Source organism: Lactobacillus sp. ESL0237, assembly GCF_003692985.1.
Classification (GTDB): Bacteria; Bacillota; Bacilli; order Lactobacillales; family Lactobacillaceae; genus Lactobacillus; species Lactobacillus bombicola.
The window spans coordinates 85,869-98,485 of sequence record NZ_REHE01000009.1; the positions used below are offsets into that span (position 1 = coordinate 85,869).

At 35.5% G+C, this 12,617-nt stretch carries 11 protein-coding genes; 4 read left to right on the top strand and 7 right to left on the bottom strand.

Annotation, left to right across the window (positions count from 1 at the left end; translation table 11 throughout):
- Positions 1 to 2,058, bottom strand: coding sequence for a PBP1A family penicillin-binding protein (locus tag F5ESL0237_RS05180; RefSeq protein ID WP_122024831.1), 2,058 nt, complete (start codon positions 2,056 to 2,058; stop codon positions 1 to 3).
- 87 nt (positions 2,059 to 2,145) lie between these two features.
- Between F5ESL0237_RS05180 and F5ESL0237_RS05185 the strand changes: the two genes are divergently transcribed.
- Positions 2,146 to 3,015, top strand: a complete 870-nt coding sequence (locus F5ESL0237_RS05185) for an RluA family pseudouridine synthase (protein ID WP_122021997.1) — start codon at positions 2,146 to 2,148, stop codon at positions 3,013 to 3,015.
- Between the two features lie 31 nt (positions 3,016 to 3,046).
- Here F5ESL0237_RS05185 and F5ESL0237_RS05190 read toward each other — a convergent pair whose 3' ends face one another.
- Positions 3,047 to 3,457, bottom strand: a complete 411-nt coding sequence (locus F5ESL0237_RS05190) for a MerR family transcriptional regulator (protein ID WP_122024832.1) — start codon at positions 3,455 to 3,457, stop codon at positions 3,047 to 3,049.
- 88 nt (positions 3,458 to 3,545) lie between these two features.
- Between F5ESL0237_RS05190 and F5ESL0237_RS05195 the strand changes: the two genes are divergently transcribed.
- Positions 3,546 to 4,157 (top strand): NAD(P)H-binding protein, encoded by a 612-nt coding sequence (locus F5ESL0237_RS05195; RefSeq protein WP_122024833.1) that lies wholly within the window; start codon positions 3,546 to 3,548, stop codon positions 4,155 to 4,157.
- Between the two features lie 14 nt (positions 4,158 to 4,171).
- Positions 4,172 to 4,993, top strand: coding sequence for an SDR family oxidoreductase (locus tag F5ESL0237_RS05200; protein WP_122024834.1), 822 nt, complete (start codon positions 4,172 to 4,174; stop codon positions 4,991 to 4,993).
- A gap of 63 nt (positions 4,994 to 5,056) precedes the next feature.
- Here the strand turns inward: F5ESL0237_RS05200 and F5ESL0237_RS05205 are convergent, their stop codons facing one another.
- Positions 5,057 to 5,971: a proline-specific peptidase family protein gene (locus F5ESL0237_RS05205; RefSeq protein WP_118896364.1), complete on the bottom strand. Its 915-nt coding sequence runs from the start codon at positions 5,969 to 5,971 to the stop codon at positions 5,057 to 5,059.
- Positions 5,972 to 5,982: 11 nt separating this feature from the next.
- On the bottom strand, positions 5,983 to 7,749 hold the full coding sequence (locus tag F5ESL0237_RS05210) for an oligopeptide ABC transporter substrate-binding protein (RefSeq protein ID WP_122022001.1): 1,767 nt from the start codon (positions 7,747 to 7,749) through the stop codon (positions 5,983 to 5,985).
- 164 nt (positions 7,750 to 7,913) lie between these two features.
- On the opposite strand from F5ESL0237_RS05210, the gene F5ESL0237_RS05215 reads away from it, so the two are divergent.
- Positions 7,914 to 9,284 carry a serine hydrolase gene (locus F5ESL0237_RS05215; RefSeq protein WP_122024835.1) on the top strand — a complete coding sequence of 457 codons (1,371 nt, stop codon included), beginning with the start codon at positions 7,914 to 7,916 and terminating at the stop codon, positions 9,282 to 9,284.
- Positions 9,285 to 9,582: 298 nt separating this feature from the next.
- Here the strand turns inward: F5ESL0237_RS05215 and F5ESL0237_RS05220 are convergent, their stop codons facing one another.
- The 3 genes from F5ESL0237_RS05220 to F5ESL0237_RS05230 all read right to left on the bottom strand — a co-directional run bounded on the left by F5ESL0237_RS05220 (position 9,583) and on the right by F5ESL0237_RS05230 (position 12,542).
- Positions 9,583 to 10,449 carry an ROK family protein gene (locus tag F5ESL0237_RS05220; protein ID WP_122022003.1) on the bottom strand — a complete coding sequence of 289 codons (867 nt, stop codon included), beginning with the start codon at positions 10,447 to 10,449 and terminating at the stop codon, positions 9,583 to 9,585.
- A gap of 57 nt (positions 10,450 to 10,506) precedes the next feature.
- The gene (locus tag F5ESL0237_RS05225) at positions 10,507 to 11,406 is read right to left on the bottom strand and encodes a ketose-bisphosphate aldolase (RefSeq protein WP_122024836.1); all 900 of its coding nucleotides are present in this window, start codon (positions 11,404 to 11,406) and stop codon (positions 10,507 to 10,509) included.
- Between the two features lie 92 nt (positions 11,407 to 11,498).
- A complete protein-coding gene (locus F5ESL0237_RS05230) occupies positions 11,499 to 12,542 on the bottom strand; it encodes a PTS fructose transporter subunit IIC (RefSeq protein ID WP_233551929.1) in 1,044 nt (347 codons plus the stop codon).
- Positions 12,543 to 12,617: the final 75 nt, after the last annotated feature.

Genomic DNA, 12,617 nt, shown 5'->3' on the forward strand with positions numbered 1-12,617 from the left:
TTAGTGGCCGAAAAGACCTTTGACATCATTATACCATTCATTAAGTTTTTGACTTGCCGATCCAATACTTTTTTCAATTTTATTACTAAAGCCACTAGTCCAATCTGAACTAGCACCATTATTTTTAATAATTTGACTAGGTGCTTTTTCAATAAACTGATTCTGCGCGGTATATGGTAAAATTCCTTCCATCTCAGCTTTATAAAGCCGAGTTATTCCTGTTTCAGAGACACCGCGCATAAAGTGCTTTTTATTTGTTCGATCAAACCCAACCCAAGTGGCAATAACAACATCAGGCGTATATCCAACAATCCACTGATCCTTAGTCCCAAAGCCATAAGAATTTGGAACCTCTGTCGAACCAGTTTTACCCGCCACCTGGTAACCAGCAGGTTGCGCTGATGCACCAGTACCATTAGCAAATACACCTAAAAGCATCGTTGTCATTTCTTTAGCCGTATTTTCTGAAATTATACGATGATGCCCGTAATTGTGATTTTCTGCAATTACATTACCACTGGCATCAGTAATCTTAGTAATAAAAAATGAGCTATCAGGCAAATTACCTTTATTGGCAAAAGCCGAGTATGCCCGTGCCATTTGGACTGGCGAAACTCCAGTTGACAATCCTCCTAAAGCTAGCGCTAAATTTTGATCTTCTTTTGGTATTTTTATACCAAAATTATTTGCGGACTGAACACCCTTAGCCACACCAATTCGATCAAGTAACCAAACAGCTGGCACATTTTTACTTTGAGCCAAGGCTACAAACATGGGAATTTTATCGGAATAGCCATTATCAACATTATGTGGTTGATAACCATTACGCCCAAAACGTTGTAATTTGTTGGATAACAAGGAGTCATAATGATAGTCTTGTTGTAATGCTGGAGCATAAGTAACGATTGGCTTAATTGATGATCCTGGCTGTCTTTTCATTTGCGTGGCACGATTATAACCGCGAAAGACATGCTCATTTCGCCCACCAATTACGGCTCTAACAGCACCTGAAGTAGGATCCATTACCACACTGGCTGCTTGTGTTTTAGTGCCGTCAGCTGCATTAGGTGGAAAAAGCCAATCTTGAGCAAATTTTGCTTGAAGTTGCTTTTGATAATTTTGATTTAAAGAGGTATATATCTTTAAACCTTTATTCATCACATCTTCTTCTTTTAACCCATAGCGACTGATTGCTTCATTTACAACTGCATCAAAGAAATAGGGATAGCGATAACCATCTTGATTATGGTAGGTGTCACGCAAATTCAAACCTTGACTCTGCTCAACTTTAGCTTGCTGAGCAGTAAGTTTGTTATTTTGCACCATTAAATCTAAAACAACATTGCGGCGCGCAAGCGAGTATGACATATGATCAATTGGATTATACTGGCTAGGGTTTCTCAAAATTCCCGCAAGAGTTGCTCCTTCTCCTGGTGTTAGTTGACTTGCATTTTTACCAAAATATTTTTGACTAGCATCTTGCACACCCCAAACACCATTACCAAAATATGCTTTATTAAGATACATCGTTAAAATATCTTTTTTTGAATAGACATGGTTAATTTCCACAGCAAAAAAAAGTTCTTCGATTTTCCGTGAAAAAGTCTGCTTTTGCGTTAAAAGCGCATTTTTAGCTAGTTGCTGCGTAATCGTTGAACCACCACCAGCAATTTGTCCACGATGGGCAATCAGTCCTAAGGCAGCTCTAGCCATGCCTTTAATACTGAAACCAGGGTTTTGCCAAAAAGTTCTATCCTCAGTAGAAATGACTGCGTTCTTGACATTTGCCGAAATTTTATTATATTCAACAAAGGTGCCTTTTTGAGAATAAAGCGACCCTGCCTTTTGATTTTTATAGTCATAAATTGCTGTAGTGGTCGACAAAGAGGCCTTTAAGTTAGAAATATTTGAAGTTTTAACCTTAACGGTATAATAAGCACAAACCAAAAGAGTTAAGCTGAGCACGATTAAAATTAACCAGCGTCCGATAAAAAATCGATTATCAAATCGATTCCAGAGGACTTTTAGTCCCCTTTTTTTTGGTTCATTATTTTCCATTAGACAATGCTCCTTTTAGAAACAATTGAAATTGTATCATATCCAAAACTATTATTTATATTTAAAAAGAAGATTTAATAAATATTTATGAGCTATTATTTTACACTTACCTATCCGCCCAATCTTGCCCCTTGCTCAATAAGCAATCTGTTACGCTATTTGTTAATACCTCGAAAATGGCGTCATTTTTTACGAACAGAACAAAAAATATTAATTAATGGCCATTATCGCTATTTTAATCAACTTGTTTTGCCAAATGAAAAAATAGAATTGCAACTTGATCATGTTGATTCCCTGCAAGGAGTATATCCACCGAGTGGGCGTTTGCCAGATGTAGTTTATGAAGACCATGATCTGTTAATAATAAATAAGCCTACGGGACAAAAGACTCATCCCAATTTACACGAAACAGATACGGCGTTAAACGATTGTACAACTTATTTAAAGAACACGCCCTTTATTGTACACCGTTTAGATATGCTGACCAATGGCTTACTACTAATAGCTAAAAATCCAGCCGTTGTCCCCATCCTAAATAGAGAATTAGCTCAAAAAATTTTCCACCGAGAATATTTAGCGATTGTTGATCATGCCCAAAATTTACGCAATGTTGGGACAATTAATTTACCAATTGGTCACGACCCACTCGACCAACGTAAACGTAAGATTCGCAATGATGGCTTAGTTTCTATAACTAATTATCAAGTTTTGCAGCGTTACGCTAACAATTCGGCTTTAGTCAAACTAAAGCTAGAAACTGGTCGAACGCATCAAATTCGTGTTCATCTAGCTGCACTAGGCAGTCCAATCATTGGTGATCCACTTTACAATCCAGAATTTACCGGTAGTGAGTCACTTCAGCTAACAGCTTACCAAGTATCCTTAACTAAGCCATTTTCTTTTGAGCAGATTAAGGTTACTTTGCCTTTTAGCAAAATTAATTTAATTAATAACTAAAAGAGTTGGATCAATTATTGACCCAACTTTTTTACTTACTTTTTACAGCAATATTTGACGGCTCATAGGAATCAGGCTGTTTTTTTTGCATTATTTCAGCGTAATGATTTACTTTGCGGTTAATTGTTGCTAAATGTTGTTTTAACTCCGAAATTTCGGCAAGAGTATCTTGCTGCTGCCTAAGCATAATCTGGTACCGTTCAGGGACTGTTTGTTCACCTTGTTGTACTAATTCTAAATAATGCCGAATATTTTTTAAAGGCATCCCAGTTTCACGAAGACAGACAACAATTTGTAGCCACTCGATATCCACATCATCAAATAGGCGATTATTATTTGGGTCCCGTTTAACAAAGGGGATCAAACCATTATCATCATAATATCTTATTGTATAAGGAGTTAATCCCATTTTGTGTGCTACTTCTTGAACTGAATAAGTCATTGTTTCACCTCTTCATAAAAAAGTATTGCATTCGAGCTACTATAAGGAGCTAAAATGATTTTAAATCAAATTAGAAAGGAATTCAATTTTGATGAAAGTATTAATAATTGGTGCCAGTGGATCGATTGGTCAAGTTACTCGGCAATATTTTTTGCAACATTCTAATGATACGCTAACTTTGATGGCACGACATACCCAAAATTTGCAGTTAAGCCTTGATTCTACAAGAGAACAAATAATTACTGGTGATGCGCTCAATCAAACACAATTACAAGTGGCACTAGAAAACCAAGACGTTGTTTTTGTGGCAGTCAGTGGTGCAATTGAACAAATCGCACAAATCTTAGTTAAACAAATGCCACTTTTCCATTTGAATCGGTTGATTTTTATTACGTCAATGGGGATTTATAATGAAATTCCTGCGGCTATTGACCCAAAAGGCAATTTAATAACTAACCCAATTTTAACGCCCTACCGCAAAGCAGCTGATATAATTGAAAGTTCCAGCCTTAATTACACTATTATTCGGCCCGGCTGGTTTGACAACGGAAATGATACTGCTTACCAGCTCACACAAAAGGGAGAACCTTTTGGTGGATATGATGTTTCCCGCTTAAGCATTGCTGATTTGGTATTAAGACTAGTTCATGATCCTAATTTAGGTAGAAGGAAAAGTTTAGGAATTAATCGGATTAATTAAAGGAGTTATCAATAATGAAAAAACAGGTAATGTTAGTCATTGGTGCCGGCAAAATCAGTCAGGCCATCGCCCGGCGCTTAGGTGCCGAGTATACAATTGTTGTAGGTGACAAAAATTTTAACCATGCCCAAAAAATTGCTCAAACGTTATTAGAAGCTGGTTTTGATGCTAAACCAACTACAATGGACTTAGCTTCACGAACTTCAATACGCAAGACAATCGCTTTTGCTCAAACTTTTGGTAAAATTGCCGCTCTAGTCAATGGAGCTGGGCTATCTCCTAGTCAAGCCAGTATTGAAGATATCTTGCAAGTTGACTTATATGGTACCGCAGTTTTACTTGAAGAAGTTGGTAAAGTGATTACTGATAATGGTGTGGGGGTAATCATTTCTAGTCAATCAGGTCATCGCATGCCTGCCCTAACTCCTACACAAGACAAAGCCTTGGCAATGACTCCAACTGAAAATTTATTAGCTTTAGATTTTCTACAACCGGAAAAAATTACAGATACTCTCAAGGCCTATCAACTTGCCAAACGTTGCAATGAAAAGCGAGTGATGGCTGAAGCAATTAATTGGGCTCAACGAGGAGCGCGACTTAATGCAATTGCTCCCGGAATTATTGTAACGCCGCTGGCCTTAGATGAATTTAATGGACCGCGCGGTGATTTTTATAAAAAAATGTTTGCCCAATCACCTGCTGGTCGACCAGGAACTGCTGATGAAGTTGCCAATGTAGCTCAACTATTAATGAGCCCACAAGGTGCTTTTATTACTGGAGCAACATTTTTAATTGATGGTGGTGCCACTGCTAACTATTTTTACGGTCAAAAATAACTACAACAAAAGAGTGTTTCATAACAAATCGACTATTATGAAACACTCTTTTTTTAAACTAACTTAGTCACCTTGAAAAGTCCCATCTTCTACTTCACGAATAAAATCGGCAAGATGCTTGTAATATACTTCAGGATTATCAACCATATGGTGGTGACCAGCATTAGGAGTTGTCACTAAGCGAGAATTAGGTATTTCTTGCTGCATAATTTTAGCTGTTTCTAATGGCATCGTATCCTCTTCACCAAAAGTTAGCAAAGTTGGCATAGTTATTTGTTTTAAATATTTTCTAAAATGCCAGTCTTTTAATTTACCGGTTACTACAAACTCATTATCGCCTTGAAAGGCATGATAGACAGGCAAGCCGCCTATCCGCTTAAGATGATATAGCTTGCACGGCTGCCGCCGATCAAGAAAGTTAATGTTCAAAATTTGTACGTCTTCTTGATAACGCTGGTTTTGATAATCATTATTTGCTTCACATTCACGCATGAAATCTATTTCACTTTGTGGAAAAATTTGCTGGCGGCGCCGATTAATTGATGCAATATAGTCGTCGGTGTCATCAACCATTGATGAAATAATGGTTCCCTTAAGATGTTGTCCGTATTTAACAGCGTACTCTTGCGCTAGTAAACCACCCCAACTTTGACCAATTAAATAAAAATTATCTAATCCTAGCTTTGCTCTAACCTCATCAACTTCATCAAGGAAATATTCATAAGTTAGATATTTTTCAGCAATTTTGGGATCTTCATAATCTGGCTGATCAGAGTATAGCGAGCCTAGTTGATCATACATTGTTACTTGTACTTTTAGACCTTGTTTAGCCAATTGATCAGCTGCATCTTCCCAATACTCATGATTTCCACCAGGTCCGCCATGTAAGGCTAAAAGATGAATATTACCCTCACCTTGCGTACTTGTCCATAAATGATAGCCATTATCAAGTGTAATAATTTTGCTTCCTGTTCTCATCAATAGCTCCTTTATTTCACATAACCTACGTTATACCATAGTGGTTGACCACTATTATTTTTGGATGGTTTAAAGGAGTATCCAGTTATTTGATTATTGACTGCTGTAATCTGATATGAATTGTAAATTGGAATATAATACGCTTCTTCATTCATATATCTTTGCCATTCATGAAACTTTTGCACCCGATACTTATGGTTAAAGGCTTTTTGTGAATTCATGTCCTCAAGCAATTTAGTATTCTTTGCCGTTACAAAACGGCCCATATTAAATGGTGCTGACTCACTATAGTATGACTGTGGCGACGGTTCCGATGGCATCGACCAGCCTCCAATATACATATCAATTCCTTTATCATCATGCTGAAGTTTGTCATAGAATGAATTATGCTCAATTAAACGACCAGTTGCTAATTGGACATTCAACCCAATTTTCTTCCATTGCTGAATATAATTTTGCGTAATTGGTTCTTGCGTAGCATCCCCACTCATTGCTGCTATTTTTATGGTCAATGGTTTGCCATTAGGTTGAGTACGCCACTTGCCCTTTTTCTTAAAACCAGCTTTATCTAAAATATCATTTGCTTTTTTCAAACTATAAGGAAAACCTTTTGCATCCTTATCAAAAAAGTCACCAAACTTAGAAGGAATTAATGTAGTTACTCTAAAGGATAATGAACTGGTGTAATGTTTATTAACTTCATCAACATTCATTGCATAGCCAATCGCTTGTCTTAACGCCTTATTGTTCATTTTAGCATTTGGATTTTCGACATTCCTATTTAACTTATTATCCCATTTACCAACCTTAAATCCTAAATAACGATAGCTTAAAGGTATTTGTGCCACAAAATTAACATCTTTTGTATTTTTAACTTGATCCCATTGAGTATTAATAACTTGAATTACATCAAATTTGTGACTTTTAATTGCTTGAGTCGCAGAATTCGGTGAAACAACTGAAATTACGATTTTGTCTAATTTTGGCTTTCCACGCCAATAATGTTCATTGGGTACCCAAGTAGCTGATTGACCACGAACTAATTTAGCCAATTTAAATGCGCCAAAAAATAATGGATTTTTTCGAATTTGATCAGATGATTTTAATTTAGAAAATGGAATATTCTTTAAATAATGATACGGCTCAACTGATGACCACAAATATCGGTTACCGGCATTATACATAGTTGGACTTAAATGCGAGAAGTGCAGTACAATTTTTCGACCATTTTCACCATCAGGCATTTCAATTCCAGAAATATTTTTTGCCTTGCCTTCATGATATTCTTTTAGACCCTTTAAGATTTCAAATTGGTTAGTATATCTTGGGCACATTGTCTCTTTGTTAGCTAAAATTTCATATGCATATTCATAATCTTTAGCTACTACTTGTTTACCATCAGACCATTTAACTCCCTTTTTTATATTAATAGTAGCTGTGTTATTTTTTAAATTTAATTTTAAGGTTGCTGGACCCTTATCATTTATTTTGTAATGATCATCACTATCAAATAACGTCTCTTGCCCTGGTGCCCCAACTTGTGCATCCACATCTTCAGAAGATAATTCATTAGAGAAGATGCCAGAAAAAGGGGTATCTGTTTCTACTGCAATCTTAACTACTCCTCCTTGCTTTGGTGTTTTTATAGGTGTTTCCACGGGAAATTTAGCAACTGTTTTGGTTTCATTTTTAGTAGCATTATTCTTACCACAACCGGCTAAAGTCATGGCAGCCATGCTTAAAATACCTAAAGAAGCTAATATATTTTCTCTTTTCATTGTAATTTTTCACTTCCATTTAAATTTTATTTAATTATTATAATAAATATATCATATTAATACATTTAATTCATTATTTAATAAAAAATATTTAATTGTTTTTTATTAAGGAGTAAAATATTAGTTAAAGATTTGCTTATAAGCATCTATATAAAGGAGTAAAAATGGATAATAGCAAAATTAATCACTTAGCAGAAACAATGATTTCTAAATTTAACTTACCCAGTCTGGGAATTGGAATTTATCATGCCAATGATCGCTATAGTCAAGTTTACGGTGCAGCCGAACAAAATAGTTTGTATCCACTAGCATCTATTTCAAAAACATTTCTAGCAACCGCAATCTGCCAATTAGCTGATCAGGGAAAAATCAACCTAGATGATCCATTAAAGAAATACTGGACTGATTTCAAATTAATTGATAAACAGGCCGAAAATCATTTAACCTTTAGAGACGCTCTCAGTCATCAAAGTGGGCTCCCTGCTCATGATCTGATGCGTTTTACCAATATGAACAAAAATGACCTTTCTTTAAAGGAAAAAGCTGAACATGTGGGCTACTTAGAACCCAATCATGAATTACGATACAAAATGCAATATAGTAATTTAATTTATGCAGTAGCTACTTATGCAATGGAACAGGCAATTGGACAAGATTATGGTGCTTATGAACGGGAAAATTTGCTTAAACCACTGCGACTGAATAATACTTTTATTAATCATCATGAAGCACCTCAAGCACGAATTGTAAAACCCTTTATTCGCGATAATAATCTTACTCAAGAAGTACCTTTTATTGCACCAGGTAAAGTTGGTGGCGCTAGCAGCATGTTAGCCACAATTGCAGATTTACTCACTTGGGCTGAATTTCAATTGAAAACTCAAAAAACCACTTCAACTGAGATTACGGCGCAACGATACTTACCACAGTCAATCATGGCCCCTAGTCGCAATTATGGTGGGGCTAACTTTGCTGCCTACGGTCTAGGCATGATGATGGAAGATTATCGGGGACACAAGTATTTCTATCACAGTGGTTCTTATATTGGATATTGTTCATTCTTAGGCTTTGTCCCTGATTTTGACTTAGCCTTTGTGTTTACAACCAATTTGGACTCAACTGATGCTATTTTTTCATTGGCCTATCAAACAATTGACGAAATAATGGGTATAAATGATACCGATTGGTCAGATAAAGTAAGTAAAATTATGGCAAATAAAGTCACTACGCATGAATCTCACTTAGCCAAGCTAAAAGGAAATGCATCCCACCGATTTAATACTATTCAAGCATATTGTGGTGACTATTATCACCCCGGTTATGGACTACTGACAGTTAGTGATGATAATGGTTACTTAGTAGTTAAAATCGGCAAATGGAATTATCCGGTCATTGTTAATGATCGCGCTGAAATGTTTGTTGAAGAAAGACTATACCAGCATGAACTATTACCAATTCAATTTAAAGCAAATAAAATTTTACTTATGACTGAGCCAGCATTAAATAAGCCGACAATTTTTAAAAAACAAGTTTAAATTTAAAAGAGATTATTAAGTACTTTTAGGGACTAACTTCTAATATTTGATTAGAGCTAGTCTTTTTAATTTGATCTTGTCTATTTTTGTTTGTAATCAATATGATTTTACTTATTTTAAAAATATTATTTAGAATTTAAGTTGCTATCAAAATAAAAACTCTCTGACTTTAAATTTAAATCAGAGAGTTAACATTATGTGTATTAATATAGACTTTAATTAATCATATTTGAAATAACAACTATTTGATTTTAGATAGTGAATCTTTTACAGCCAGCTTCGGCACCAATCATGTAATCTATATCGCTAGTACTTCTTTTGCTAACAAAAGACAACCTATTGTACCCGCATCATTACCAAGTTTTGCATGAACAATAAATTTATCAAGTGAAGTGGTTTCAAGATATTGTCCGACCATTTTTTTATATTCATAACGAATTTTGGGAAATAATTGTTCTTGATTTGACACGCCTCCGCCAAAAATAATTCTCTCAGGTGACAAAATCATTGTTGCATTGACACATGCTTGGGCAAGATAATATGCTTCCATGTCCCACTGTTTACTACTTTTAGATAAATTTTCAGCTTTTGTGCCTACTCTTTTTTCAATTGCAGGACCACTAGCCAAACTCTCTAAGCAATCGTAATGATAAATACAAGTTCCTTCAGTATGATCGTACTGATTTCTAACCACTAAAATGTGTCCCATTTCTGAATGGGTTACTCCATTTAAGATTTTACCATTGCATATTGCGCCTGCCCCAATACCAGTACCTACAGTCCAATAAATAATATTTTTAAGTCCTTTACCAGCACCTAGTTTATACTCTCCATATGCAGCAGCATTCACATCTGTTGTCCAAAATACAGGTACACTGATATGGGACTGTATTTTTTCTAAAAAGGGATAATTTACCCATCCTTTTTTTGGAGTTGCTAATATTTTTCCATAATTTTCACATCCTTCACTCATTCCTATTGGTCCAAAGCATCCTATTCCAATCGCATCTGGCTGGTTTTTTTGAAAAAAATGATAAATTTTTGACATAGTTTCATCTGGTACAGTAGTTAGAATTCTAGTTTTAGCAATAATATTTAGTTTTTTATCACTAACTGAACAAACAAACTTTGTTCCTCCAGCTTCAATTGATCCTAATTTTATCATTAACTATTCCTTTATAAATCAAAATAAAAAGCTTGAACTCTCTCTTTTTTATTAAAGCTAGATTTTATCTGCACGCCAAGGATCAATTCCTTCATACAATTTAGCTTTGCCAATAGCATCAAACAATTTATTTTTATGATGTACAACTTTCTTTGCTGATTTAATTGCCTCCGGGAACAAATTATTAGGGTCCCACCCATCATCTTCAGATAAAATTTTACGAGCCTTTTCAAAAAACGCATGCTTGTAATCAGAAGAAATATTTACCTTGCTAATTCCATTTTTAACAGCTTCTGCAATTTGTTCATCTGGGTTTGATGAACCACCATGCAAAACTAAAGGAGTATCTGGAACAGCCTTAACAATATCTTTCAAAATATCAATTCTAATTTTGGGTGTAACATCTGAAGGATAAATACCATGGCTGGTACCAATACCAACAGCTAATGTGTCAACGCCTGTTTCTTCAACAAACTTTTGTGCTTCTTCAGGAGTGGTGTAAATTCCTTCTTTTTTATGCCCTTCAACGTGGACACCGGTCTGACCAATTGTTCCAACTTCACCTTCAACCGACACACCTACTCTATGAGCCATTTCTACCGTTTCTTTAGTTAAAGCAACATTAGTATCCCATTCCTCAGCAGATAAATCGATCATTACCGAACTGAATCCATCATGAATTGCACGTGCTGCAATGTTAACGGAGTCGCCATGGTCAAGATGAAGTACAATAGGAATTTTACTGTCACGAATTCTAGTTAATACGTAACTAATAAAATCATCCTTGCAGTAACGTAATTCAGTTGGATGAATCATGATAATTGCAGGTGCATAGTCTGCTTCACACTGTTCGATGGCAATACGCATTAATTCTAAGTTTGAAACGTTATATGCACCTACTGCAAAATTATTTTTTCTAGCTATTTCCATTAACTGGTTCATATTTACTAAAGTCATTATTTTATCTCCTTAATTAACTTTTTTATTTAATATTTGTTTTTGAATATTTCCTCGAAACATTTTGTGGTCCATTTATCACATCCTTAAAGCTATTGAAGATTAATTCCTGACAAGTCTACGTTAGTCTCATTCTCGTCATCAGTTTGCGTGGTTCCGCTAACTTCGGCATCTTTTAAAGACTTTTTAAAAATAGCTAACAAAATTCCTGTTATAAGTGAACCAACAATTAAAGCAATTATTGCAACCACTGGTTTTGACATTGCAGGAATTACGAAAATTCCTCCAGAAGGAACTGGACTTTCATTTCCCCAAGCATAGCTGATCATTCCGGTAATACCACAACCAATCCAGGTACGTGGTAAAGTTCTTAACAAGTCGTTCATTGCAATTGGTATGACGCCTTCAGTGATCATACAACAGCCCATTGGAAAAGCAACTTCAATTGTTTCAACTTCTTGCTTAGTATAAATTTTCTTATGGAAAAGTTTAGCTAGCAAGTATGACATCGTAATTCCAAATGGTGGAACCATTGCTGCTAAAACTTTTATTCCTTCTGGACCTTTAATTCCGTCTAGTAGTAGCCCATCACAGATTAAATTAGGAATCTTACTAATTGCCCCACCAAAGTCAGCACATCCAATTAGACCAATTAAAAAACCATATAATGCTCGTTGAGAGCGATCCAAACCGGTTATAAAATGATTCAATGCTTTAGTTGCAACTGTGAGTGGATTACCTAATAAGAAGAACATAATAAAAGCAGTAAAAATTGCTGTAGCAGTTGGTACAATCAACATTGGCATTAATCCGCTTGCCCACTTTGGAACTTTTATTTTCTTAATTCCTAAAGCAATATAACCAGCGATAAATCCACCGATAATACCGCCTAAAAAGCCTGACCCAAGAAAAGAAGCAATTTGTCCTGATAAAAATCCAGGAGCAATTCCTGGTCGATCAGCGATTGAATAACCAATATAGCCAGCGATAAATGATGGCAATAGCCCCATGCCCAAAACACCAAGTGTTGTCATAGAATTCGGGAAGTTCATCTGAGCCAAAGTATTCACTTGCTTACCACCCATTAAATTACCAATTGCAATAAGTAATCCAGAGGCAACAATTAATGGAAGCATATAAGAAATGGAAGTTAACAAGTGTTTCTTAACGGTAGATCCTGCCTTCTTTGCACCACTAACAAATTTATCCAT

Excerpts from the sequence above, each read along its gene's own strand:
- F5ESL0237_RS05180 (WP_122024831.1), bottom strand. The coding sequence starts at position 2,058 with ATGGAAAATAATGAACCAAAAAAAAGGGGACTAAAAGTCCTCTGGAAT.
- F5ESL0237_RS05185 (WP_122021997.1), top strand. The coding sequence starts at position 2,146 with ATGAGCTATTATTTTACACTTACCTATCCGCCCAATCTTGCCCCTTGC.
- F5ESL0237_RS05190 (WP_122024832.1), bottom strand. The coding sequence starts at position 3,457 with ATGACTTATTCAGTTCAAGAAGTAGCACACAAAATGGGATTAACTCCT.
- F5ESL0237_RS05200 (WP_122024834.1), top strand. The coding sequence starts at position 4,172 with ATGAAAAAACAGGTAATGTTAGTCATTGGTGCCGGCAAAATCAGTCAG.
- F5ESL0237_RS05205 (WP_118896364.1), bottom strand. The coding sequence starts at position 5,971 with ATGAGAACAGGAAGCAAAATTATTACACTTGATAATGGCTATCATTTA.
- F5ESL0237_RS05210 (WP_122022001.1), bottom strand. The coding sequence starts at position 7,749 with ATGAAAAGAGAAAATATATTAGCTTCTTTAGGTATTTTAAGCATGGCT.
- F5ESL0237_RS05215 (WP_122024835.1), top strand. The coding sequence starts at position 7,914 with ATGGATAATAGCAAAATTAATCACTTAGCAGAAACAATGATTTCTAAA.
- F5ESL0237_RS05220 (WP_122022003.1), bottom strand. The coding sequence starts at position 10,449 with ATGATAAAATTAGGATCAATTGAAGCTGGAGGAACAAAGTTTGTTTGT.
- F5ESL0237_RS05225 (WP_122024836.1), bottom strand. The coding sequence starts at position 11,406 with ATGACTTTAGTAAATATGAACCAGTTAATGGAAATAGCTAGAAAAAAT.
- F5ESL0237_RS05230 (WP_233551929.1), bottom strand. The coding sequence starts at position 12,542 with ATGCTTCCATTAATTGTTGCCTCTGGATTACTTATTGCAATTGGTAAT.